19 protein-coding genes and 2 pseudogenes are annotated in these 22,955 nt (G+C 59.8%); 10 read left to right on the top strand and 11 right to left on the bottom strand.

Going from position 1 to position 22,955, the window contains the following annotated elements:
- Positions 1-8 precede the first annotated feature (8 nt).
- From J4E53_RS18535 to J4E53_RS18525, 3 genes are read left to right on the top strand one after another with little or no spacing between them, the layout of a single operon-like run.
- Complete coding sequence (locus J4E53_RS18535) at positions 9-311, top strand: sarcosine oxidase subunit delta (RefSeq protein ID WP_060742980.1); 303 nt, start codon at positions 9-11, stop codon at positions 309-311.
- The gene (locus J4E53_RS18530) at positions 308-3,205 is read left to right on the top strand and encodes a 2Fe-2S iron-sulfur cluster-binding protein (protein ID WP_103307847.1); all 2,898 of its coding nucleotides are present in this window, start codon (positions 308-310) and stop codon (positions 3,203-3,205) included. The genes J4E53_RS18535 and J4E53_RS18530 overlap by 4 nt, the downstream gene beginning before the upstream one ends.
- Before the next feature lie 3 nt (positions 3,206-3,208).
- On the top strand, positions 3,209-3,793 hold the full coding sequence (locus J4E53_RS18525) for a sarcosine oxidase subunit gamma (protein WP_060742982.1): 585 nt from the start codon (positions 3,209-3,211) through the stop codon (positions 3,791-3,793).
- An 89-nt stretch (positions 3,794-3,882) separates the two neighbouring features.
- Here the strand turns inward: J4E53_RS18525 and J4E53_RS30795 are convergent.
- Positions 3,883-4,011 (bottom strand): annotated as a pseudogene (locus J4E53_RS30795) (LysR family transcriptional regulator); the annotation flags it as partial.
- On the opposite strand from J4E53_RS30795, the pseudogene J4E53_RS18520 reads away from it, so the two are divergent.
- Positions 4,003-4,276 (top strand): annotated as a pseudogene (locus J4E53_RS18520) (integrase core domain-containing protein); the annotation flags it as partial. The pseudogenes J4E53_RS30795 and J4E53_RS18520 overlap by 9 nt on opposite strands.
- A gap of 108 nt (positions 4,277-4,384) precedes the next feature.
- On the opposite strand, the gene J4E53_RS18515 reads toward J4E53_RS18520, so the two are convergent.
- The 4 genes from J4E53_RS18515 to J4E53_RS18500 are packed head-to-tail and all read right to left on the bottom strand — an operon-like array spanning position 4,385 to position 7,919.
- Positions 4,385-5,221: a sugar phosphate isomerase/epimerase gene (locus J4E53_RS18515; protein WP_060742983.1), complete on the bottom strand. Its 837-nt coding sequence runs from the start codon at positions 5,219-5,221 to the stop codon at positions 4,385-4,387.
- A gap of 1 nt (position 5,222) precedes the next feature.
- A complete protein-coding gene (locus tag J4E53_RS18510) occupies positions 5,223-6,455 on the bottom strand; it encodes an NAD(P)/FAD-dependent oxidoreductase (protein WP_103307848.1) in 1,233 nt (410 codons plus the stop codon).
- 18 nt (positions 6,456-6,473) lie between these two features.
- Positions 6,474-6,794: a MocE family 2Fe-2S type ferredoxin gene (locus tag J4E53_RS18505; RefSeq protein WP_060742985.1), complete on the bottom strand. Its 321-nt coding sequence runs from the start codon at positions 6,792-6,794 to the stop codon at positions 6,474-6,476.
- A gap of 36 nt (positions 6,795-6,830) precedes the next feature.
- Positions 6,831-7,919 (bottom strand): fatty acid desaturase family protein, encoded by a 1,089-nt coding sequence (locus J4E53_RS18500; RefSeq protein ID WP_103307849.1) that lies wholly within the window; start codon positions 7,917-7,919, stop codon positions 6,831-6,833.
- Positions 7,920-8,081: 162 nt separating this feature from the next.
- Between J4E53_RS18500 and J4E53_RS18495 the strand changes: the two genes are divergently transcribed.
- Positions 8,082-9,131 carry a LacI family DNA-binding transcriptional regulator gene (locus J4E53_RS18495; protein WP_103307850.1) on the top strand — a complete coding sequence of 350 codons (1,050 nt, stop codon included), beginning with the start codon at positions 8,082-8,084 and terminating at the stop codon, positions 9,129-9,131.
- Positions 9,132-10,031: 900 nt separating this feature from the next.
- Here J4E53_RS18495 and J4E53_RS18490 read toward each other — a convergent pair.
- The 3 genes from J4E53_RS18490 to J4E53_RS18480 form a co-directional block, all read right to left on the bottom strand.
- Positions 10,032-11,150 carry a PQQ-dependent sugar dehydrogenase gene (locus J4E53_RS18490; RefSeq protein ID WP_177431665.1) on the bottom strand — a complete coding sequence of 373 codons (1,119 nt, stop codon included), beginning with the start codon at positions 11,148-11,150 and terminating at the stop codon, positions 10,032-10,034.
- A gap of 415 nt (positions 11,151-11,565) precedes the next feature.
- Positions 11,566-12,144, bottom strand: coding sequence for a cytochrome b (locus tag J4E53_RS18485; RefSeq protein WP_060742991.1), 579 nt, complete (start codon positions 12,142-12,144; stop codon positions 11,566-11,568).
- Positions 12,141-13,217: a catalase family peroxidase gene (locus J4E53_RS18480; RefSeq protein ID WP_103307852.1), complete on the bottom strand. Its 1,077-nt coding sequence runs from the start codon at positions 13,215-13,217 to the stop codon at positions 12,141-12,143. Before J4E53_RS18480 ends, J4E53_RS18485 begins: the two co-directional genes overlap by 4 nt.
- Positions 13,218-13,418: 201 nt before the next feature.
- Here J4E53_RS18480 and J4E53_RS31135 point away from each other — a divergent pair, with 201 nt between their 5' ends.
- From J4E53_RS31135 to J4E53_RS18460, 5 genes are all read left to right on the top strand, one after another.
- Positions 13,419-13,751, top strand: a complete 333-nt coding sequence (locus tag J4E53_RS31135; protein ID WP_371919202.1) for a hypothetical protein — start codon at positions 13,419-13,421, stop codon at positions 13,749-13,751.
- A gap of 985 nt (positions 13,752-14,736) precedes the next feature.
- Complete coding sequence (locus J4E53_RS18475; RefSeq protein ID WP_060742994.1) at positions 14,737-15,711, top strand: alpha/beta hydrolase; 975 nt, start codon at positions 14,737-14,739, stop codon at positions 15,709-15,711.
- Between the two features lie 256 nt (positions 15,712-15,967).
- On the top strand, positions 15,968-16,531 hold the full coding sequence (locus J4E53_RS18470) for a cyclophilin-like fold protein (RefSeq protein ID WP_310650538.1): 564 nt from the start codon (positions 15,968-15,970) through the stop codon (positions 16,529-16,531).
- Positions 16,532-16,636: 105 nt separating this feature from the next.
- Positions 16,637-17,380, top strand: coding sequence for an SDR family oxidoreductase (locus J4E53_RS18465; protein WP_060742995.1), 744 nt, complete (start codon positions 16,637-16,639; stop codon positions 17,378-17,380).
- A 59-nt stretch (positions 17,381-17,439) separates the two neighbouring features.
- Positions 17,440-18,390 (top strand): aldo/keto reductase family oxidoreductase, encoded by a 951-nt coding sequence (locus J4E53_RS18460; protein WP_103307853.1) that lies wholly within the window; start codon positions 17,440-17,442, stop codon positions 18,388-18,390.
- Between the two features lie 199 nt (positions 18,391-18,589).
- Here J4E53_RS18460 and J4E53_RS18455 read toward each other — a convergent pair whose 3' ends face one another.
- The 3 genes from J4E53_RS18455 to J4E53_RS18445 form a co-directional block, all read right to left on the bottom strand.
- The gene (locus tag J4E53_RS18455) at positions 18,590-19,924 is read right to left on the bottom strand and encodes a cytochrome c (RefSeq protein ID WP_060742997.1); all 1,335 of its coding nucleotides are present in this window, start codon (positions 19,922-19,924) and stop codon (positions 18,590-18,592) included.
- A gap of 13 nt (positions 19,925-19,937) precedes the next feature.
- The gene (locus J4E53_RS18450) at positions 19,938-22,196 is read right to left on the bottom strand and encodes a molybdopterin cofactor-binding domain-containing protein (RefSeq protein WP_103307859.1); all 2,259 of its coding nucleotides are present in this window, start codon (positions 22,194-22,196) and stop codon (positions 19,938-19,940) included.
- Between the two features lie 129 nt (positions 22,197-22,325).
- Complete coding sequence (locus tag J4E53_RS18445; protein WP_013692840.1) at positions 22,326-22,772, bottom strand: (2Fe-2S)-binding protein; 447 nt, start codon at positions 22,770-22,772, stop codon at positions 22,326-22,328.
- Positions 22,773-22,955 lie beyond the last annotated feature (183 nt).

Here is a 22,955-nt window from a genome sequence, read left to right as displayed (position 1 = left end):
AGCAGACGATGAAAATCATGATTTGCCCGCTCAACGGGCCGCGCAATATCAGCGAGTTCACCTATGGCGGTGAATTCAAGCCGATGCCTGATCCCATCAGTTGCAGCGATGCGGAATGGGCCGACTACGTATTCAACACCGACAACCTCGCCGGCGTGGTGCGCGAATGGTGGATGCACACGCCGTCCAGCTACTGGTTTCTGGCGGAGCGTCACACCGTCACCGATGAAATCCTGCGGACCTTCGACCCCAAAGAGCTCTTCAGCACCCGTGTCGAATTTAACGCTGCAGCCAAGGAGATCGCAGGATGAATCGCCTCCCAGCCCCCATGGGCTTGCTGATCGACCGTGATCAGCCGCTGGATTTCAGCTTCGACGGCCAGCGCTACCAAGGCTTGCTGGGCGACAGCATCGCCAGTGCCTTGCTGGCCAACGGGCGTTTCCTGATCTCCCGTTCGTTCAAATACCATCGCCCGCGTGGCCCGCTGACCATGGCCGGCCAGGACGCCAACAGCCTGGTGCAGTTGCCCGAAGAACCCAACGTGCTGGCCGATGCACATGCGTTGTCCGCTGGATTGCAGGTGACGGCGCAGAACGTCAACGGCTCGCTGGATAACGACAAGGACGCCTACCTCGGCAAGTTCTCGAAATTCATGCCGGTGGGTTTCTACTACCGCTCGTTCTACAAACCCAAGGGCATGTGGAAAGTCTGGGAACCGATCATTCGCAAGAAGGCTGGCCTCGGTGTGCTCGACCTGAAGTTCCAGCCTGAGTATTACGACAAGGCCTACTTGTTTACCGACGTCGCGGTAATCGGCGCAGGCCCCGCCGGGCTCCATGCGGCGCTGACGGCAGCCAACGCGGGGGCCAAGGTGTTGCTCATCGAGCAACAATCGGTTCTCGGCGGTTCGCTAACCTATGCCCGCTTCGATATCGAAGGCAACAAGGCTGAAAACCTACGCCGCGAACTGCTCGCGGCGGTAGAGCAACACGCCAATATCCAGATCCTGACCGAAGCCACTTGCAACGCCTGGTTCACCGACAACTACCTGCCGGTGATTCAGGGCAAACGCCTGTACAAGGTCCGCGCCCGCCAGTGCCTGGTGTGCAGCGGCGCCTTCGATCAGCCGGTGATCTTTCGCAACAACGACCTGCCAGGCGTGATGCTGACCAGCGCCGCGCAACGACTGATGAAACTGTATGCGGTCAAACCCGGTAAACGCGCCGTGGTGCTGACAGGCAACGATGACGGTTACCTCGCCGCGCTGGATCTGCACGACCAGGACGTGGAGGTCGTCGCCGTGGTGGACCTGCGCCAGGGGCCTTCGGACGAATCCTTGCTGCGCGCACTGGCGCAACGCAAGATCTACCACCAGAGCAACAGCACCGTCTATGAAGCCCTGCACGAGAAAGGCATGCGCCATATCAACGGCGTCGACGTGCGCCAGATCACCGCACAAGGCCAGGTCGCCGAGATCGGGCAACACCTGAAGTGCGATTTACTGTGCATGTCCGCCGGTTACATGCCGGTCTATCAACTGCTGTGCCAGGCCGGCGGCAAGCTTGCCTACGACGATCAGCGTGCCGAGTTCACGCTCAGCGGCCTACCAAAGAATCTGAATGTCGCCGGCTCGGTCAACGGCCGTCACCACCTCGATAACGTGATTGCCGATGGTGTGAATGCCGCTGCCGAAGCTGCCCTCGCGCTGGGGCTGACCGTCGGCACGCAACGCGCGCCATTGAGCGGTGAGGCTCGGGTCAACTTTAATTGGCCAATCTTCCCGCACCCCAAAGGCAAGGACTTCGTCGACTTCGACGAGGATCTGCAAGTAGCCGATATCGTCAACGCCACCCGGATCGGCTATCGCGACGTGCAACTGGTCAAGCGCTACTCCACCGTCGGCATGGGCCCGTCCCAGGGTCGTCACTCGGCGCTGCCGACCGCGCGGTTGGTCGCCTGGGCCACCCAGCGCAACATCAGCGAAACCGGCGTCACCACAGCGCGACCGCCGTTTGTGGCTGAAAAACTTGCGCATGTCGCCGGTCGCGCGTTCGACCCGTACCGGCAAACGCCGATGCATGCCCGACACCTGCAAGCCGGGGCGAAGATGATGCCCGCCGGCATCTGGCAACGCCCGGCCTACTACGGCAACGCCAAGGATCGCGAACGCTGCATGCAAGCCGAAGCCTTGCACGTGCGCAACAAGGTCGGCCTCATCGACGTCTCGACCCTCGGCGGCCTGGACGTGCGCGGCCCGGACGCCGGCGAGCTGCTTAACCGGATGTACACCTTTGCCTTCCTCAAACAGCCGGTCGGCCGTTCTCGCTATGCGCTGATGACCAATGAGCATGGTGTGGTGATCGACGACGGTGTCTGTGCGAGGTTTGCCGAGAACCATTTCTACGTCACCGCCACCACCAGCGGCGTCGACCGGATCTATCAGCAGATGCTCAAGTGGAATGCACAATGGCGCCTGGACGTGGACGTCGCCAACGTCACCGCAGCCATCTGCGCGGTCAACGTCGCCGGGCCAGACTCGCGCAAAGTGCTTGAGAAAGTCTGCAGTGATCTCGATCTGAGCGCCGAAGCCTTCCCCTATCTGGGCGTCCGTCAAGGCACCGTGGCCGGCATCAAGGCACGGCTGTTGCGAGTCGGTTTTGTCGGCGAGCTGGGTTATGAAATCCACGTCCCGGCACGTCATGGACTCAAGCTTTGGGATGCGCTGATTGAGGCCGGCAAAGCACATGACATCCGCCCCTTCGGCGTTGAAACCCAACGCCTGCTGCGCCTGGAAAAAGGCCATGTGATCATCAGTCAGGACACCGATGGAATGACTCACCCGGCGGAAATCGACATGGGTTGGGCAGTCAGTCGCACCAAGCCGTTCTTCGTCGGCCGCCGCTCGGTGGACATCCTCGAAGCCCAGCCACTGAAACGCAAACTGGTGGGTTTCAGCCTGCCCAAAGGCAGCCTGCAACCGCTGGAAGGCCATCTGGTGCTTAACGGCCCGGACATCAGCGGCAACGTCACCTCCTGCGAGTATTCCGCTTCCCTGGGCACGATCATCGGCCTGGCTTACGCCGGCATCGACCAGAGTGCGCCGGGCCAACAGATTCCGATCCGCGTCGAGGGCGGGATCGTGGTTCAGGCCACAGTCGTGCAATTACCCTTCTTCGATCCTGAAAACCAACGGCAGGAGCTTTAAGTCATGTCCAGTCTGAATCCACAAGAGATGATCAGGCCACGGCCGGTTGCCCACACGCAAACCTGCACGCTGGTGGATCTGACCGACCTGCCCCGGGTCGGTTTTCGCGGAACACAAACCGCCGATTACCTGAAGGCACGCGGCTTCGTACTGCCGGACGCGCCCAATCGGGCCACCGTCCAGACTGACGGTAGTCAGGTGGCACGCCTGTCGCAAACCGAATACCTGCTGCTGGGGAGCCCCGACGATCAAGGCGAACGGATCGCCGATGAAGAAGCACGCTGGGAACTCGACCACCGAGCCAACTACCTGCTGCCACGTCAGGACAGTCATGCCTGCTTCTTGCTGAGCGGTAGCTCCGTTGCTCAGGTCATGGCCAAGCTGTGCGGCGTCGACCTGAGCCGGCAAGCCTTCAGCCCGGGTGCGGTGGCGCAAACGTCGGCGGCGCGGATCAACGTGATCATCATCTACTCTGGAATCGTTGACACCCCTGCGTTCCACATTCTCTGCGACCGAGCATCACGGGCCTACTTCCATTGCGCCATGCTCGATGCCCTGGAGCAATTCGGGGGGGCTCAACCAGACTGAACGCAACATCGGCTTGTACCTTGAAGCCGGGCTCCCACACCGTGATAGGGGAGCCCGCGCCACATACCACCCCGCTGACCGAGTCGCCTTTACCGCAACCGCCTCTGCAAGAACTCAATGAAGCGTTGTGTCTTCGCGGGCAGCAGACGTGTTTCAGTGATGGCATAGGCGCTCATCGGTACTCCATGCCATTGGGGCATGATGGGACAAAGTCGGCCCAATATGGCAGCCGCCAGTTTCGCCAACGGCTCTGGCGTTACCGCATGCGCCAAAGCATGAGCCGTCGTGGAAACTGCTAGGATAATGCGCCGATGGAGCGTGTGTTTCGCAGCTTGAAAACTGAATGGATACCGACCGTGGGCTACATGACAGCTCAAGAAGCGAATCACGACGTACAACTGGATTAGACCGCATCAGTTCAATAATGGGCTGGCCCCGGCTCAGGCCGAGAAAAAACTTAACGTCGTGTCCGAGTTTAGTTGACCACTACAGATCCCCGCCAGGGCAAAACCGCAATAAAATTGAGACAAGCATGACAATTTATACACCGCATCCACTGATACAAACCGTCACAACCCATCATGCCTTAGATCAGCGCCCCGCCTGACACTCATCCCAAACACCACGCATCAGTTCCTTCAGCATCAGCGCCTCGCCCCAGCGATCCGTTATATCGCGCCCATCCCTCCCCGTGATCGCATAGGGTGGCGGGCCAAGCTCGCAGGTGAAGGACAGGCTCGCGGGTGTGTTCGGTCGCGCCAGCCAATCCTTGATTCCGTAACGCCACCAGCCCAGAAACCGGTCCAACCAGGGGCGATGCTGGGCGAAGGTCAAGGGCACCTGGACCTGCTCACTATTAGCGACCCGCCCGTGAAAACCCCAACTGTGTCGTAGGATGGTGTGAATCTGTTCGTCGTCTTCGGCAGTGGCCGACTCAGGCAATTCGCGGCCCACGACGTAATGGGACAAGTCAGCCAACAACTTGAGGTCGGGCATCTGCGCGAGCAAGTCGAGGGTGAACAACAGGTCACTGGTGAGACGATAGCGGTGGGTTTCCAGCAGGATCGGAAAGTCCACCTGCTCGGCCAGACGCTGCCAGCCTTCGATCAGAGTGATCGCTTGTGCCAGCGTGCGCGGCCGGACATCGGCTTGCAGCGTGAGGTGGTGGCAGCCGTAACGGGAGGCAACCTCAAGTGCTTGCGCCAAGTCATTCACGGTGTGGGGAAACAGTTGACCTTCGATTTGCAGGCCTTGCGCCTTGGCAGCGGCATGCAGACGTCCGGCCTGTGGCGCGATCCAGAAATGGTCGGTGACTCCATCGAAGCCAGCAGCGGCAATCTTCTCCACCTGCGCCTCCAGGGAAAGATCGCATTGACCACGGTGATCTTGCATGGCCCACAGGGACTGAAATACCAGGAACTCACGCATGTCAGGGCCTCAGTAGATGTTTGAGAAGCACATCGGCATCGGCCAACGCGTCCACGGAGAGTGGGGTCAGTTTGGCAATCAGCCGTTCACACAACTTGATGTCCTTGGCAACGCTGTTGCCCTGCCCCCAGCCGCAGGCGCCTTGCAAACGTTGCTCGGTGTCCAGGTAGAACAGCAGCAGACCACCGCCTGCCAAGGTGCGAACGGCCGAAGGTGGCGCCGGTGAGATCACGCCCACCGTCTGCAAGCCCCAGTCGTACTGATCAGACCAGAAGCCGGGAACACCCTCGAACGGCAGCTCGCCGCCCAACAGATTCAATGCCGCGTGACGGCCCTGGGTCTCGGCATTGCGCCAGGTTTCCTGGCGCTGGAATAACGCGTCGGCGTGCAGGCTAAACTCACACACATCGCCGGCCGCAAAGATGTCCGGCGCGCTGGTGCGCAACTGGGCATCGACTCGAATTCCCTGGCCCACCTCCAGCCCCGCCGCCGCGGCCAATTCGATGTTGGGTTGCATGCCGATACCGACCACCACCCAGTCACAGGGCAGCACCTGGCCGTCCACCAGTTGCACCGCCTCAGCGCGTTCGATGCCTTGTACCCTTTCAAGCGCTACGTTCAGCCGCACGTCAACGCCCTGTTGCCGATGCAATTCCAACAAGGCCTGGGACACAGCTTCAGGCAATACTCGCCCGGCCAGTCGTGGCCCGGCTTCCAGCAACGTCACCTGACAGCCTAAGGTCCGGGCCGTTGCCGCGACTTCGAGGCCGATAAAGCCACCACCGATGATCACCAGGCGCGTGCCGGGCATCAATGCGCTGCGCAGGGCCAGGGCTTCGTCATGGGTGCGCAGGTAAAGCACGTTGGCCAGAGGTTCAGGCACCAGGGACAAGCGACGCGCTCTGCCCCCGGTTGCCAACAGTAATCGGCTGTAGGGCAACCAACGTCCGTCGGTCAATTGCAGGCGGTGGTGCTGCGGATCCAGGCTTTTTACCGGGTTGCCCGCCAGGTGTTCGATGCTCAGTTCAGTGAGCCGGCTATCGCTCCACAGGCTGCAATCGTCCAGGTTCATCGTGCCCTGCAGCAAGCCCTTGGACAGCGGAGGACGCTCGTACGGCAAATGGAGTTCATCGCCGATCAGGATCAGCCGACCGGTATAACCCTGCTCGCGCAAGGTCAGCGCCGCGCGGCCACCGGCATGGCCGGCGCCGACGATAATCAGTGGAGCATTCATGGCGTGTACTCCTGGCGGTCAAACCGAGATGGCGAGCAGAACCCGCCCCGCGTCGACCCGTACCGGATAGGTCTTGAGATTGACACACACTGGCGCCCCCAAGGCTTTGCCGGTGCGATAGTCAAAGCGCCCGTTGTGCTTGGGGCACTCGATGACATGGTCCATCACCAGGCCGTCAGCCAGGTGGATCGACTCGTGAGTACACAGGCCAGCAGTGGCAAAAAACTCGTTGTCAGCAGAGCGGTAGATGGCATAGGTATGCGGACCGTGGTCGAAGCGAATGACGTCTTCTTCATTTATTTCGCCCACGGCGCATACATCGATCCATTGATCGTTCATGGCGTTTTCTCTTGTTCGGGATACAGCCGGAAGGTGTCAGCCCAGGGTGGCTTCAGCCTGTGGATGAGCGTCGGTGGCAGGCCTTGGGCTACCGACGGGGCGTCGCACGAAATACGTCGGGTCCTTGCGCTGCTTCAAGAGGGTCGGAATGATTTCCTTGAAGGCCTCACCGATGTTGGCGTAAGGCGGCGGGCAGTCGTGGCGGATCTCTTCATGGAGCTGCGCCAGGGCGTGGTACGGCACCATCGGGTACATGTGGTGCTCAAGGTGATAATTCATGTTCATGTACAGAAAGCGCAGTACCCGGTTCATATAGATGGTGCGGCAGTTGCTACGGTGGTCCAGCACATCTTCCGCCAGGCCTACATGTTGGGTGAGGCCAAACAGGTAGGACAACCAGCCGCCATACAGGATGGGCAGGCCGATATACATCAGCGGCAACCAGCTGTGCAGGTAAAGCGCCGCGCCAAAGATAACGGCGTAAATCACGAGCCAGATACGGGCCGCCAGGAACACCTTGGGCCACTCGGACTCAGGGATGAACGTCTGTTCCTGGGCATCCATTTTGCCAACCGCGTGCCGGCATACGCCCCCCATCGTTTTCAGCAGCAACGGGATCTGGAACAGGCTCAGCAACATCATGAACAAGCTCGGTGGACGCGGTTCGACGATTTCCGGATCGCGGCCAACGACGATGGTGTCGGTATGGTGCCGGGCATGGCTCCAGCGCCACACGTGGGGCTCGAACATGCACATGAAGCTCGCCACCTGGTAGAGCGCATCATTCATCCAGCGAGTCTTGAAAGCCGTGCCGTGGCCGCTTTCATGCCAGCGCGGGTTGGAGGCGGTGGCGTACAGAACGCCATACGCAAGAAAAAACGGCACACAAGCCCAAGTGCCCCAGAACCAGTAGCCGCCGAAGCCGGTGATCAGCAGGGCCAGCAGCCAGATGGCGGTGTCGAGCAAGGCCGGGCCGTCGCGGCGTTGCATCAGTTGCTTCATACGTTGACGGGAGATGGGCGACTGGTACCAACTGGCCGATACGAGGCCTTTTTCAGCCGCGCGGGCAGCTTCAGGGCCGGTCAGGCGATAGTCGCGAGTAGAGGCGGTGTTGTCTTGAGACATTGTTATTGTTCTCCGCAAGCGTGAGATGTCAGGTGCTTTGCGTAAGAAAATATAGAGAGCGTGAAAGGCCCTCTCAAGGCCTTGAATACATTCCCTATCAAGCTATCATCCAGCTCCTGCAGGGCTTGATAGTTTTCTATCAAGACGTTTTGAAGGTCCATCATGAATAACAATAAACGCCCCACCATCGCCACGGTCGCCAAACACGCAGGCTTAAGTGTCGCCACCGTCGACCGCGTGCTCAACGCTCGCGCCCCGGTTAATCCAGCCACAGCCGAACAGGTGCTTCAGGCCGCAGAAGCCGTGGGCTATTTTGCCGCGCGGCTGATCGGCCAACGTATTCTCGAACGTCGCCCCACGTACCGTTTCGGCATCCTGCTGCTGGGCACCGCCCAGGCGTTCTACGCCAACCTGGCCCAAGCCATCACCGAGGCCGCGCAACGCCAGGTCGGGGCCAACCTGACCTGCCAATTCGAATACGTTTTTGATCGCACCCCCAGCGCCATCATCGCCCAGATCGAACAGTTGGCGGTGCAGTGCGACGGCCTGGCGGTGGTCAGCTTCGCCCACCCGCAGATCAACGCCGCCCTTGCCCAGATTCGCGAGGCCGGCGTGCCCGTGGTGGCACTGCTGTCGGGCATTCATGAGGCGGCGACCGAGCCCTATGTCGGCCAAGACAATCACGTCGTCGGGCGCACGATGGGGTGGCTGCTGGCCCGCACCTGTGGCGCGCGCAAAGGCAGCATCGGCATTCTGCTCGGAGGTCATCGCTTTCTTGGCCACCAGGCGCGGGTCGAAGGCTTGCACAGTTACTTGGCCGAACACGCACCTGGGCTGCGCCCGCTGGAGCCGCTGATCAATCTGGACAACTGCGACATCACCGAAGAAGCAACCCTCGACCTGCTGGTTCGGCATGACGATTTGCGCGGGCTATGCGTGGTAGGCGGCGGTGGCGACGGGATTATCAACGCGTTGGCGCAACTGCCCAAGCGCCCGACGCTGTGCTGCATTTTGCAGGAGTCCACCGAGCTGTCACGCCAAGCCCTGGCCCAGGGTTTGGTCGACGTGGTGATCGACTCTCAGCCGCGCCAGACTGCAACGGCGCTGGTGGATCTACTGGTGGAATTGCAGACTGCGGAGCAGTTCGATCCTGTGCGTCACCGGGTGCATATTCCGCTGCAGATTGTGACATCGGAGAATACCCAAACCTGATGGGCTGGCGGCACAATCTGTTCAGCCCTTGATGGCGCGGTTAACCGTCACTTACTACGGCTTCAGCTGACTTCTGCGCATTCAGTCCCGTCCCTCCTAAACGCTCGGTAGAGGACTTTCACCTCCAAGTCACCAGCGTGGCCACCACAGCCAAACTGGTTGCGCTTACGCGCAACGCGCCATGCCTGGCGCACGCAAAAAAAAGCCACTCATCTGAGTGGCTTTTTTCTGAATCTTGGAGCGGGAAACGAGACTCGTATCTGGCGTCCGACCCATTGAAATCTAAGGGGTTTCTTTTCTTGCCCGAGCAGGAAAAGACTTAATTCTGGACTTGTTCTTTGGGAGGATCAAGAGCCAACCATGAATGAAAAGTCAGTGCTCTGAGCCAATCTTCGTCTTTTTTCAGTAGCGCTTGTAAATCCGGAGAAAGCAGCATCGGTGAAAAAGCACTGACATGCGTGTTTTCCGGCCCGAGCACCCCCTTGGATTACAAGTCACGCGGATGTTGTCAAGGACACGGTGGCTTTTATGGGGGCATTCAGTTTTTGGTCAGGTGTCTCGTATTGTCGCCGCGTCGTTGTTTAATAGAGTTCGGGGGCCGATTGGCAATACTGGCAGGGCGCATGACCATTACGTACGACTTTCTCTCTGTGAAACTGTCGAGTTGACGGCCTCTTTGTTACCCTGAATGGGCTTCTCGCTTCTGTTTCCAGCGCTGGTGTCGAGATCCTGAAACACATTTCCCCACAGAACCGACCTGGCTAGTATCGTTCTCGACGATCAGCTTGGTATCGCCGAGTTCCTCCTTGGGAGGCGACGAGCGCAAGCCGTCGAAGAGGTTGCGGGCAGGCGTCGCGGCTTGCCGACGCTGCAGCTGCGCAATGCCTACCCTGATGGGGCTCAGCGCGGCTGAAGACGCAGCAGTTTGCCATCCTGTTCGTCGGTGAGCACGTAGAGCAGGCCGTCAGGGCCCTGCCTGACATCCCGAACGCGGGCATGCCCGTCCTCCAGCAACTTGTGCTCGGCCACGACCTTACCGTCTTTCAGTTCGATACGGTCGAGGTAACCGAACTTGAGCGAACCGACGAAGAGATTGCCCTTCCATGCCGGCCCATAACGGTCGCTAGTCAGGAAGGCCATGCCGGACGGCGCGATCGAGGGCACCCAATAATGCAGCGGCTGCTCCATGCCGTCCTTGGCGGTCAGGCCGTCGCCAATCTTCCCGCCGCCATAGTTTTCGCCGTAGGTTATGACCGGCCAACCGGAGTTGCGACCCGCCAGCGGAACGTTGATCTCGTCGCCGCCCTGCGGACCGTGATCGTTCATCCAGAGGCGGCCGTCCGGACCGAGCGTAGCGCCCTGGCTATTGCGATGGCCATAGCTCCAGATCTCTGGCAAGGCACCGGGGCGGCCGACGAAAGGGTTGTCGGTCGGCACCACGCCGTCCTTCTGGATGCGCACCACTTTGCCCAAGTGGTTATCGAGCTCCTGCGCATCCTCCTTCCGGCTGTAACGCTCCCCCAACGTGACGAAAAGCGTCCCGTCCTTCGCCTCGACGATGCGGCAGCCGAAATGCGCGGAGCTGCTCACTTTCGGTCGCTGACTGAAAATCACCTGCAGGTTGTCGAGACGCACCATGTTGCTCGACAGCGTCGCGCGTGCCACTGCCGTGCTATTGCCCGCGCCACCAGCAGCCGGTTCGGAAAAGCAGAAGTAGACCATGCGATTCACGTCGAAAGCACTGTCGGTCACCACATCCAGCAGCCCGCCCTGCCCGCCTGCCGCGATCGCCGGCAGCCCCTCAACCGGCGGGCCGATGCTCCCATCGGCACCAACCACCCGAAGCCGTCCCGGCCGTTCTGTCACCAAGTAGCGATGTGCCGGCAGAAAGGCCACTGCCCAGGGATTCTCTAATCCGGTTGCCACCCGCTCAGCCCGCACCTCGGCGGCCAGCGCGCTGGCAGCAAAACCCATGGCAAGAAATGCTGGGACCAGAACCCACTCAAGTTTCAGATTCATGTCTGTTCCAATGGTTGATTTGACAGCCGCTAGCACACCCTACGAAGAAAGATATAAATTAGTAAATCTGTGCGCTACGCATGTGCATCCAGATATTTCTCTGCTTTTGCGATCCCGTTAATGCGCCGAAGTTTCTGCATCGTGAAGACGCCCCCCCTGCGTCCGAACGCCAATGGCGGGAGGCTTCGACGCCAGGTGTTTAGGCACGGCGCCTCAAGTCGGCGGCTCGCTGAACTTGGCGACGAACGTCTCTATGAAGCTCGGTGATCCGACGAGGGTCAGCGTCACTTCGTGCCAGCCTCCCAGCTCGACGGTCACTGCAGGTCGTGGTCCCACACTACACGCCCACTGAGGTATTTCATCTCGCCCCACCGAGAACGCGTGCGCCACCGCGCCCGTGGTAACGGAGCCTGCGTCAGTCAGCGCACTTGGTCACGACCCTGCCGTCGACCGACGGATGTACCGGGAATGGCGCCATGGCCTCGAACACGCCGTCGCGTCGCACCAGCGCGTGGAACAGAGCGGCCCCGAGGTGCAGCAGGATCAGCGCGAAGAAGCAGAACGAGAGGAACTTATGAGCGTTCCACAGCCGGCTGTGCAGGCCGGCGTCGGGCGACACGATGGCGGGCAGATGCAGCCCGGCGACGAGCACCGGGTAGTCCGCCGCCGACAACATGGCCCAACCAAGCAAGGGCATCGCGAGCATCAGCACATAGAACGCGACATGCGAGAGTTTGGCGGCGAGCTTCATCGGCTCGGGCATGTCACGCGGCAACGGCGGCGCACCAAGGCGCCAGCGGACGATCAGACGCAGCACCGCGAGCACGAGGATCGCAATACCCAACGGCTTGTGGATCGAGACCAGCATCAAGTACGCGGGCGTGATCGTCGAGACCATGCCGACGCCGATGAACAGCATCGCGAGGATGCAGATCGCCATGCCCCAATGAAGCGCCCGCTGCAACGGCGCGAATTGCTGGTTGACTTGGCTCATGGCTTGGCTCCGGTGGTGGTGGTGATGGACGGGGTGCGCGGATAGTCTTTTTCTTCGGCGGTCCGGCGGTTGTACGAGACCGAATAAGCGGCCGAACGTGCGGCGGGGAAAGGGTCGTCGGATGTGCGCATGCCAGCCGGCAGCACGGTGGGATCGAAGTTGATGTCGCGGCATGAGCCATCGGCCTCGGGCTCAATCTTCGTCACCGACAGGGTGCCGACGCCGACGCTGCGGCGATCTTCCGGCCAAGCCTTGCTCGGGTCGGAGGTCGGGTCGCCCGGGCCGGCGACCATGACCGTCATAGCCCAGCGCTGCGTAGCCTTCGCGACGCGCTCGGTGATGTCGGCCAGCAGGAAATCGGGCTCGCGCTTCTTGAGTTCGTCGCTCGAGACCGGCACAGGTATGGCGGCCGGCTTAAAGGACCAGCGCACGGCTTGGTCTTGGCCCTGCGCGTTAGTGAAGACGAAGCTGTTGATGCCGTTGTAGCGGTCTTCGGCGTACGAGCTGGTGAACGGCGCGCTGCCAGCCCACTGGCTAAACGCGCCGATCTCGGGGTGCGCAGTGGCGAAGTTCTTCAACGCATCCGGATGGCTCTTGTCGGCGGAAGCCACCTGCAAATCGTAGAAAGCCTGCGGCGTCGCGACCGGGAAGAACGGCGCATTGATCATCGCGGAGCGCCACTCCTGGCCGTCGGGCGTTCGGATGCGCAGGCTCAGGGAGCGCACGCGCGCCGTGCCATCGGGCGCTTTGAGGTCGGGCGAGGCGAGATTGAAGCGGCCGGTCACGGGATAGGTGCCGGCGGCGAACATCTGTGCCTTGGACAAATCGCTGCCCGCGCCGTTGGCCTCGAAGGTACCGGTGAAGCAGATACCCTTGGCATGGGCGCGGCGGAAACCGAGAGCCGGTCCGGCGGGCGGCGCCAGCACCTCGACGATCTTGGTCGGCGTGAGGCGCGCGGGTGTCAACCAACCGGCTGTGTATGCGAACGCGGCGCCGACGGCGACAACCACCGCCGCGATCAGTACGAGCGGCCCTAGAAAAGACTTATTGGAGTGAGGATGTCGCTCGTTCATCGAAATTTCTTCCGGAGTGCGGGGTGGAGAGTTCTGTAACGAATTTAACGCTTTACTCAAAACCTTGTGCGAAGTCGCTACGGCGCTGAAGACTTCTATACGCACCGACCAGCAACGTTACGTTGCCGCCGGCCGCGCGGCGAAGAAGCAGTACAAGTGGCGACGATCCTATTCCCCCAAGCAAAACTGCACAGCGAGGTGATGGTGAATCTGCATCCGGGCTCCAGAGTGATGCTCTGCGACGCGTTTTGTCTGCCCCCTCAACGGGGTGCCGGCTTCTTTGATTTCTACCGTGCCGACCTGGAAGTACGCTGGCCGGAGATAAGCTTGGCGCTTAATGGGCAAGATATACTGCGGCATATGCCGGGTGTCAGTCATGCCTTCCAAGCGCTGGCGACGTTTATGCTCGTAGATCAGGGCTTGCCTGTCGAAGCGCCGAAAAGTGCCTGCGCATGCCCTTCCCCACTCATCCCGGTCTGGGGGTCAGCGCATTGCCCAACGATTGCGGGGCAGCAATCACTCTCTTATCGTTAATCTAAAGTTCCATAACTCTCTAGCCATCTTGGCTCTAAAAAGCACTATTAACGGCGCATCGCGTAATGGCTACCTATACATGGTTTGAAAATATCACGAGCTTAGTGGGCTCAATCATGCAGCCACGTGCTAGGCCCTATGAATAAAAGCACGCAATGCAAGAAATCACCGCGCTTCGATGGCACATCAACACAGTGATTTAGTGCCCGCTCAACTACGAGCGAGCACGACTCACAACTAAGCAACATGCTTGAGACGATTACCGTTACCGATTCAGGGCTTGCATTTTTTCTTTTGGAAAAACCTGCCAGCCCACAATCTGGATGAAGTATTACTGTTCGGCCAGCGGCTAATTTTTCAAATGGTCTCTTGCCCCTACAGACCTGAAGAACGGGTTTAGAAGCAGCTTCCGCAGGAAGCGCCGGAACGGAAACAGAGGTTGTGATCTCTCTTTCGACTTCGACGCAGCCCAACAAGCCTTGACCAAACAAGCTTTCACGTCCGTTAAGCCTGGCGGATGTCCTCTACAAGGTCTCCTCCATCGCCTGTCCCAGACCGAGTCACTCGAATCGGCGACCAACGCAGCCTGCGGCGGGTTTTCCGCCGGTCATATAGCAAGGCTGAGCTGATGCAGGCGGACCGAATACTTCCATGTACGGGACTCGATGATCAATGGTCATCGCAGCGTGGTGATATGTCATTCGAACAAGCATGAATTCATCGGGATAGGTTTCCATTTCGAACCGCCTGGGACTTGGGGGCGCGATTATCCAATAGCGTGCATAGATGCTTGCAATTTCATGGGATGTTTTGGGGCAGGGACTGGCATACATTAGTTGGCAAAGCCAATCCGGACGCGCGACGCCATTTGCGAAACGAATATTCCTCATGAAAAGTCTATGACGCCTACGCCGACGACAAGCCCTGCTGCTCGACGGGTATTCAGGCTGGCAGGAACAATCTCAACTACATGTAAGGCAAGCACATGCAACTGACACAGGAATGGGACAAGACTTTCGCCAAGAGCGACAAGGTGGACCATAAGAAGATCACCTTCACGAACCGCTATGGCATCACCCTGGCGGGCGACCTGTACCAACCGAAGAGCGCCAGCGCAAAGCTGGCAGCTATTGTCGTCTGTGGCCCGTTCGGCGCGGTAAAGGAGCAGTCCTCCGGGCTCTATGCGCAAACCATGGCCGAGCGCGGCTTTGTCACGCTGGCCTTCGATGCATCCTACACCGGGGAAAGCAGCGGTGAGCCGCGCAACGTCGCCTCACCAGACATCAACACCGAGGACGTAAGCGCGGCAGTTGATGCTCTCAGCCTGCAACCCTCCGTTGATCGCGAACGGATTGGCGTCATCGGCATCTGCGGTTGGGGTGGCATGGCGCTGAATGCCGTGGCCTTGGATAAGCGCGTCAAGGCGGTTGTCGCCAGCACCATGTACGACATGACCCGCGTCATGTCCAAGGGCTACAACGATAGCGTAACCCTCGAACAGCGCACGCAAGGGCTCGAACAACTGAGCGCACAACGTTGGGTCGACGCGGAAAATGGTGCCCCTGCTTACCAGCCCCCCTACAACGAACTGAGGGGTGGTGAAGCGCAGTTCATGGTCGATTATCACGATTACTACAGCACGACCCGCGGACACCATCCGCGCGCGGTCAACTCGGGCAACTCCTGGACGGTCACTACACCGCTGTCGTTCATGAACATGCCGATCCTGACCTACATCGCGGAAATTTCTCCACGCCCGGTCCTGTTCATCCATGGTGAAAACGCCCACTCGCGCTACTTCAGCGAAACCGCCTACGCGGCCGCGGCGCAGCCAAAAGAGCTGATGATCATTCCAGAGGCCAGCCACACCGATCTGTACGATCGTGTGGACGTGATTCCTTTCGACAAGCTGACGACCTTCTTCACGCAGCACCTGGCCACGGCGGCAGGCGCCGCTTGACGCATTGAAGCGGCCGCATCCTGGCGAGCGAAATGCCACGATGCGGCTGAACTGGCTGGCGCGCCCTACGGTATGGACTCATGCCACTCAACACTTCTGACTTTCCAGTGGGGATCGCAACCAGAACTGGCAATAGACCACTCGCTGAGGGGCATTAGCGCCATATTGCTGCGCGAATTCGCGCTCGAAACCTACGAGTTCACGTGCAGGCGCGGCAACGCGTCTGGCCCATTTTCCGCATTGCAAGGAGAACAACATGCAGAGCAAACACGTTGACGTCGGTGCAGGCGGCACTCTCTCCTCTCTTGGCGCTGCAAGCCGTAGGCATTCCTGGCACCGGCGGGCCATGCGACAGCTTGGAATGCCGCTGGTTCTCCTTGCACTGTGCAGCGGCCATCCCGCCCACGCCGCCAGCACTGCGCTGCCCGTGGCCGCGGAGCAGGATGTCACTCAAGCACCCAATAAATCGGATGAATCACGCCTGTGGATGACCGTCGGGGAACGTCGCTTCGCCATCACCCTTGCCAACAACGAGGCCACTCGCGCATTCGCTGCCACGCTGCCGCTGACACTGGACATGGAGGACCTCCACGGAAACGAGAAGAAAAAAGAACTGCCTGAAGCGCTGCCCACCAGTGAGAGCCGGCCCGGCACGATCCGCAACGGAGACCTTATGCTTTGGGGATCGCGCACCGTGGTCATCTTTTACAAGACCTTCGACTCAGCTTACTCATACACCCGTCTGGGCCGCGTGGACGATCCGACTGGCCTGGCCCAAGCGCTCGGCAGTGGCGATGTTCGGGTGATGTTTTCCCAATAGCAGCGTGCGCTGACAAAGTAGTCCCCACGCGCTCAACACCGACCTGAAATACCGCGTCATCGTCTGCTGCATCTCCTTCGCAGCCCGAATCCAGAGAGAGAGATCATGATCAAAGACAAAGTAGTCATCATTACCGGCGCATCGTCCGGAATCGGCGAGGCAACCGCCAAGCTGCTCGCGAGCAAGGGCGCAAAAATCGTGCTCGGCGCCCGTCGAGAAGACAAGCTCAAGCAGATCGCGGACGAGATTCTCCTGAACGGAGGCCAAGTGGTCTATCAAGCGCTGGACGTGACCAAGCAAGAGGACAACAACAGCATCGTCCGCCTGGCCAAAGAAAGGTTCGGTCGCGTGGACGTGATTTTCCTGAATGCAGGGCTGATGCCAAACTCCCCCCTGTCCGCACTGAAGACCGAAGACTGGCACCAAATGATAGATGTCAACGTCAAGGGCGTTTTGAATGGTGTGGCAGCGGTGCTACCCGAGTTCCTGGCACAGAAGGCTGGGCACGTCATCACTACCTCGTCGGTGGCGGGACTAAAGGCCTATCCGGGCGGCGCCGTCTATGGCGGGACGAAGTGGTTCGTTCGCGACTTCATGGAGGTGCTGCGCATGGAATCCGCCATGGAAGGCAATAACATCCGCACCGCGACGATCTACCCGGCCGCCGTCAAGACGGAACTGCTGGCGACGATCAGCGATAAGCTGGCGCTTGACCAGATGCAGGACATCTATGACAAGTACGGCATTTCTCCAGACCGAATCGCCAACATCGTCGCCTTCGCGATCGACCAGCCCGATGACACGACAATCAACGAGTTCACAGTTGGCCCTGCGAACCAGCCTTGGTGAGTGCATTGCATTCACGCAAGGCGTCCGACAGCCCACCACTGTCCTGACAAGGAGCTTTCATGAAGACCGTACCACTAGGATCAACCGACACTCGGGTTCCCAACGTCGTCGCGGGCATGATGCGCATCGCCGGCAGCACCGATGACCAGATCCGCGCGCTCTACACCGCGGCGCGCGAATCGGGCATCAATTTTTTCGATCACGCCGACCTCTACGGATTCAACCATCCCGACGGTGGCCCGCACTTGTGCGAACGCCGGTTCGGCGAGGCGCTGCGACTCAGCAGCGCCGAGCGCGAGCAGATCTTCCTCCAGTCCAAAACCAGTATTGTCGCCGACCCGTGGCACTACGATCAGTCCTATGAGCACATCGTGGCGTCGGCCGAGAGGTCGCTGAAAGCGCTCGGTAGCGACTATCTGGATGTGCTACTGCTGCACCGGCCCGACGCACTCGTGGAACCGGAAGAAGTCGCCCGCGCCTTCGACCATCTGGAGTCCACCGGAAAGGTCCGCGCATTCGGAGTTTCCAACCATACGCCCCGTCAAATCGATCTGCTCAAAACCGCCGTGACCCAACCGATCCTGGCCAACCAGGTCCAGCTTTCGGTGACGCATTCGACGATCGTCGCCCAGGGCCTGTCGTCGAACATGACCGGATTCGACGACTCAATTACTCGTGACGGTGGCGGCATCGTAGACTACGCACGGATTAATAAAATCACGCTGCAGGCGTGGTCTCCGTTCCAGAAAGCCTTTCAGGATGGGGTCTTCTTCGACTCTCCCGACTACCCGCAGCTTAATGTCGAACTCAAACGACTCGCTGCGAAGTACGACGTCACTCCGACCGCGATCGCTACAGCCTGGATCACCCGTCATCCCGCCGACATCCAAGTCGTACTGGGTACCACGAGACCCGAGCGCCTCGTCGAGGCAGCCGCGGGCTCGAATATTCCGCTCACCCGCCCCGAATGGTACGGGCTTATCCGAGCGGCAGGTCACAACGTTCCCTGAACGCACCCGGACGTCGAAAGTGGCGCCTGTCCCTCTGATTACTAGCCCCACAACGGCGTTAACACCAGAGCTCTGCTTGGATCATGCACGCCGAAGCGTAATGATCGAAAACAAGGACCACCTCTTCACGAACCACTTCTCCCCGACGGGGACTCCTTGTGTATAGCGAGGGCCTTGGCTAAGCCCTCACCATACTCTCTCAACGCATCTGCAGGATGATCGGGTTGCTGCTGGCCGGATTGGTTCGCTCACGCAGCTCCTTCACCTCGTCAGCCTTCACTGCCCCTCCCTGATTACCCCAAGACGTGCGGACGAAAGTCAGTACATCGGCGACTTCCTGATCAGAGAGTTGGTTGCGGTACGGGGGCATGCGATATGAATCCGGAATGCCATTAGCAACGACACGTTCGGAACCGTTCAAGGTGGCATTGATGCTCGTAGCGCCTTCCTTCACCATTGATGAAGATGCGCCTGCCAAAGGAGGTATCCATGGCGCCTGCCCGCTGCCGTCACTGCCGTGGCAACTGCTGCACTTGGCCATATAGTTGGCTGCCCCAGGTGTCGACAGAGGTTGTTCTGCCAGTTTGGCCGCTGGCTTCCATGGCGGCCCGTCACGCTTTGGGTCGCCCGGCAACGACACCAGGTAATGCGCAATGGCTTTTAAGTCCGGGTCGGACATATATTGCGTCGAGTTGTTGAAGACTTCCGCCATGGTGCCCACGACCACGCTGTGAGCGTTACGTCCGGTTTTCAGATAGTCGACGATCTCCTGCTCGCTCCAGCGCCCCAATCCAGTGTTCGGATCCTGGCGCAGGCTCGGCGCGTACCACCCATCGAGCAGCGAACCGCTGAGGAAAGTAGCGCTGCTTTCATCCAGCGACTTCTCGTTCATCGTCAAGCTGCGTGGGGTATGGCAACTGCCACAATGCCCCGCGCCCTGGACGATGTAGGCGCCGCGGTTCCACAGCGCATCCTCTGAGGGCTTGGCCTGATAGGCACCGTCATCGACAAACGCGGTATTCCACAAAGCCAGCGGCCAGCGCATGTTGAGCGGCCAGGGGATATGGCTTTGCTGGTTCTGCTGCTGCGCCGGCTTAACGCCGGCCATGAAGAACGCATAAAGCGCCCGCACATCATCGTCGCTGAGCTTGGCATAGGATGGGTACGGCATAGCCGGATACAGCCTGTGCCCGTCAGCCGCGACTCCGCTGCGTACTGCGCGATCAAAGTCGGCCAGGCTGTAATTACCGATGCCCGTTTGTTTGTCCGGGGTAATGTTGGTGGCATAGATTGATCCCATCGGGGTCGCCATCTCCAGGCCGCCGGCAAACGGCGCACCTTTGGGCGTGCTGTGGCAGGCCACGCAATCGCTAAGCCTGGCGACATATTCACCACGCTGGACGAGTTGTGCATCTGCCGAGGGTGCAGATGCCTCATTAGCAAAAGGCGAAAATGGCGTGCGATTGACAAACCAGCCCAAGCCAGCTGCCACGACGATGCCTGCTGGCAGCAGATACTTTATAGTTTTATTCACGAACCATTCCTCATCAGGTGTCGAAGCGGTACTGCGATAGAGGCATGCTGCGAATTCGTTGACCGGTCAGTCGCGAGACGGCGTTAGCAACCGCCGGTGCCACCGCAGGCAGAGGCGGCTCACCGATTCCGCCCATTGGCGCACCACTCTCCACCACACGGACATGGACCCTGGCCATCATTTCCGGTGTGAGGATGCGGTAGAGGTCGTAATTGCGCGCCACCGGCGTACCACCTTTGTAGATGGCTTGTTCGACCAGGGTTTGAGACAAGCCAAGGGCCACGGCTGAGTTGACCTGAGCCTCGATGATGGCGGGATTGACGATGCTACCCGGATCGATTGCCTGCCAGATGTCGTGAACCTTCACGGCTCCGTTGCTGATGGAAACCTCTGCGATCACCGCCGTTTCGGTACCAAATGGCGATGCCATTGCAACGCCTCTTGCTCGCTTGGTGCCGTCTTGCGCCGTGAACGGCCCTCGTTTCCACCCCCCGGACAGGTCGGCCACTACTTTGAGCAAGTGGCTTAGCCGCTCGTTGCCCTGTAGCAGCTTGGCCCGTAGCTCATAGGGATCCTGACCGCCGGCATCCGCCACTTCATCCAGAAAAGCTTCATACATGAAGTCATTGATGGAGTTCCCGACTGAACGCCAGTAGCCCAGCATCACCGGGGTCTGCGAGTACAGTTGAGCGATCCGACGATGGGCAATGGCGTATTTTTTACCGGCCAGGCCTTCGACGGCGGTCGGGTCGATTTTGTCTCCTTGTTTGTTAGCGATACCCTCGGTTGGCCCTTCCGTGGCACTAATTGCTTCAAAGGCCACCGGCATGCCCTGTTCATCCAGGCCAGCGCGAAAGCGCACTACGGCGGAAGGACGAAGCACGTCACGCAAAAATTCTTCCTCGCGACTCCAGATCACCTTGATCGGTCGACCTGTGGATTGAGCCAGCTGGATAGCCTGAGGGTAAGGTGATGCATTCGGGTATAAAAAATGCCGGCCGAAAAAGCCACCCAGCAGCGGAGAGTGGAGAGTGATTTTGGAAGGGTCCAGACCGGTACGCTTGGCGACGTCGGCCAAAAACAAATCCGGGGCCTGGTTCGGCAGCCACAGATCGAGATTGCCTTCAGCGTCGAAGCGCGCCAGGGCCGAGGGCGGCTCCAACTGGGCGTGGTTGAGGTATTGGGTATGGTAAGTCGCACTGACGACTTTCTTGGCGCCGGCCAACCCTTGCTGCAGGTCACCTTCACGTTCGGCCTCATCCCCGGCGTCGGTGGTTTTACTCAATTGCTCCGCATAGGCCTGGGTGTCGAAATTAGCCGGCATGTAGCGCACGGTTGAATCGCCACCCGGCTCCGTCCACTCCACTTGCAGAGCCTCGACGGCACGCTTGGCCACCCACCAGCGTTGCGCAACCACCGCCACTGCCCCCTCAAGACGGTGCACCGAATGCACGCCTTTGAGGTTTCTGATCTGATCCTCGTTGCGCACCAGCCCCACTTGCAGACCCAAGCGCGGCGCATGCTGTACCGCGGCGTGGAGCATGCCTTCGACACGAGTATCGATGGTGTATTGCGCCTTACCAGTGGATTTGTCGTAGACGTCTATTCGCTGGACCGGCTTACCGATCCAGCGGAATGTGGCAGGGTCGCGCAGAGTAACGGTTTGCGGATCGGGAATGGGCAAATCGAGCGTTAACGGCGCGAGTTCACCGTAGGTGATCGATCGATTGGAAGCGGCATGAATGACCCGCCCTGGCTCAGTAGTCAGCTGCGCCAGAGGCACCTTCCAGTGGGATGACGCGGCCTGCAATAGCATCAGGCGCGCCGATGCGCCCAGTCGGCGCATGGTCATGTAGCTCGCGCGCATCGACCGGCTACCACCCGTGAAGCGCATGCCACCTTCCATGACTTTGAAGTCACTCCCGGGCGCCGCGTTCTCCACCAGAAAGCTGGCTGGATCTATATCGAGCTCCTCACCCACGACCTGTGCCATGCCCGTGAAAATGCCCTGCCCACCCTCAATAAAGGGGCTCTGCAGGCGAACGGTATTATCCGGACGAATCTCCAGGAACGCCGGTACACGGGCGCCAGGCGGCAATGCCTGGGCACGCTCGGCAGCACGCAACGGGCCAAGGGGAATTCCGAAGCTGATAACAAGCGCACCCGCCGTGACGCCAGCCGATGCCTGCAAAAAACGGCGGCGAGAGACGTTCACAGGTTGCGCGTCGGAGAGTACGCCGCGCTCAGCGATAGAATCATCCAGTTTTGACATAGTGTTCCCCTGTGTTTGCATTCAATGCTCGGCCTGGCAGCAGACCAATCCCTGCTCCATTAAAGGTGGTCAGGATTAGCCGTCGGCATTGTCACCAGGCACATCGCAGCTCAGTCGAATTGCGCGTGTTCAAGCACCAGCAAGCTCATCGACAGCAGTCTTGATCGCGTTATAAGTGCCGCAACGGCAGAGATTCGTCATGGCGGCAGCAATATCGGCTTGGGAAGGTTTGGGAATGCGCTGCAACAGCGCAGTGGCGGCCATTACCTGGCCAGACTGGCAATAGCCACACTGGGCGACTTGATGCTTGACCCAGGCCGCCACCACGCGCTTGCCCAGCTCGTCGTCTTCAATGGCTTCGATTGTGCGAATCTGTTTGCCCTTTACCCCTTCAACTGGTGTAACGCATGAGCGAAGCAGCACGCCGTCCACCATGACCGAACAGGCGCCGCATTGCGCCAAACCGCACCCGTACTTGGTTCCGGTCAGGCCGATATCGTCGCGAATCACCCATAACAATGGTGTATCCGCATCCGCCTCAACCTCATACACAGTGCCATTTACGTTGAGTTCCATTGTAAGAATGCCTCGATTGAAAACAGTGTGAAAAACCTGGCCGAGCACGACCTGCGGATAATCTTTGGCAACTGACCATTCGCAATAACAACAACTGCAACGTCGTCTTTTTAGACAAGCCTTACCCTACTGGGCTCGTCCGTGGCACAGCAAGCGAACCACGTGAGTCACCTCGCAAGGTGC

It is taken from the genome of Pseudomonas sp. FW305-28 (genome assembly GCF_017351395.1).
Taxonomy (GTDB): domain Bacteria; phylum Pseudomonadota; class Gammaproteobacteria; order Pseudomonadales; family Pseudomonadaceae; genus Aquipseudomonas; species Aquipseudomonas fluorescens_AA.
Note: the sequence above shows the minus strand (reverse complement) of the source record. Positions and strands in the feature narration are given on the sequence as shown.

Coding starts and splice junctions, on each gene's coding strand:
- J4E53_RS18530 (WP_103307847.1), top strand. CDS start 308: ATGAATCGCCTCCCAGCCCCCATGGGCTTGCTGATCGACCGTGATCAG.
- J4E53_RS18535 (WP_060742980.1), top strand. CDS start 9: ATGAAAATCATGATTTGCCCGCTCAACGGGCCGCGCAATATCAGCGAG.
- J4E53_RS18525 (WP_060742982.1), top strand. CDS start 3,209: ATGTCCAGTCTGAATCCACAAGAGATGATCAGGCCACGGCCGGTTGCC.
- J4E53_RS18465 (WP_060742995.1), top strand. CDS start 16,637: ATGATCAAAGACAAAGTAGTCATCATTACCGGCGCATCGTCCGGAATC.
- J4E53_RS18485 (WP_060742991.1), bottom strand. CDS start 12,144: ATGAGCCAAGTCAACCAGCAATTCGCGCCGTTGCAGCGGGCGCTTCAT.
- J4E53_RS18445 (WP_013692840.1), bottom strand. CDS start 22,772: ATGGAACTCAACGTAAATGGCACTGTGTATGAGGTTGAGGCGGATGCG.
- J4E53_RS18500 (WP_103307849.1), bottom strand. CDS start 7,919: ATGTCTCAAGACAACACCGCCTCTACTCGCGACTATCGCCTGACCGGC.
- J4E53_RS18480 (WP_103307852.1), bottom strand. CDS start 13,217: ATGAACGAGCGACATCCTCACTCCAATAAGTCTTTTCTAGGGCCGCTC.
- J4E53_RS18495 (WP_103307850.1), top strand. CDS start 8,082: ATGAATAACAATAAACGCCCCACCATCGCCACGGTCGCCAAACACGCA.
- J4E53_RS31135 (WP_371919202.1), top strand. CDS start 13,419: ATGGTGAATCTGCATCCGGGCTCCAGAGTGATGCTCTGCGACGCGTTT.
- J4E53_RS18505 (WP_060742985.1), bottom strand. CDS start 6,794: ATGAACGATCAATGGATCGATGTATGCGCCGTGGGCGAAATAAATGAA.
- J4E53_RS18450 (WP_103307859.1), bottom strand. CDS start 22,196: ATGTCAAAACTGGATGATTCTATCGCTGAGCGCGGCGTACTCTCCGAC.
- J4E53_RS18490 (WP_177431665.1), bottom strand. CDS start 11,150: ATGAATCTGAAACTTGAGTGGGTTCTGGTCCCAGCATTTCTTGCCATG.
- J4E53_RS18470 (WP_310650538.1), top strand. CDS start 15,968: ATGCAGAGCAAACACGTTGACGTCGGTGCAGGCGGCACTCTCTCCTCT.
- J4E53_RS18460 (WP_103307853.1), top strand. CDS start 17,440: ATGAAGACCGTACCACTAGGATCAACCGACACTCGGGTTCCCAACGTC.
- J4E53_RS18510 (WP_103307848.1), bottom strand. CDS start 6,455: ATGAATGCTCCACTGATTATCGTCGGCGCCGGCCATGCCGGTGGCCGC.
- J4E53_RS18475 (WP_060742994.1), top strand. CDS start 14,737: ATGCAACTGACACAGGAATGGGACAAGACTTTCGCCAAGAGCGACAAG.
- J4E53_RS18515 (WP_060742983.1), bottom strand. CDS start 5,221: ATGCGTGAGTTCCTGGTATTTCAGTCCCTGTGGGCCATGCAAGATCAC.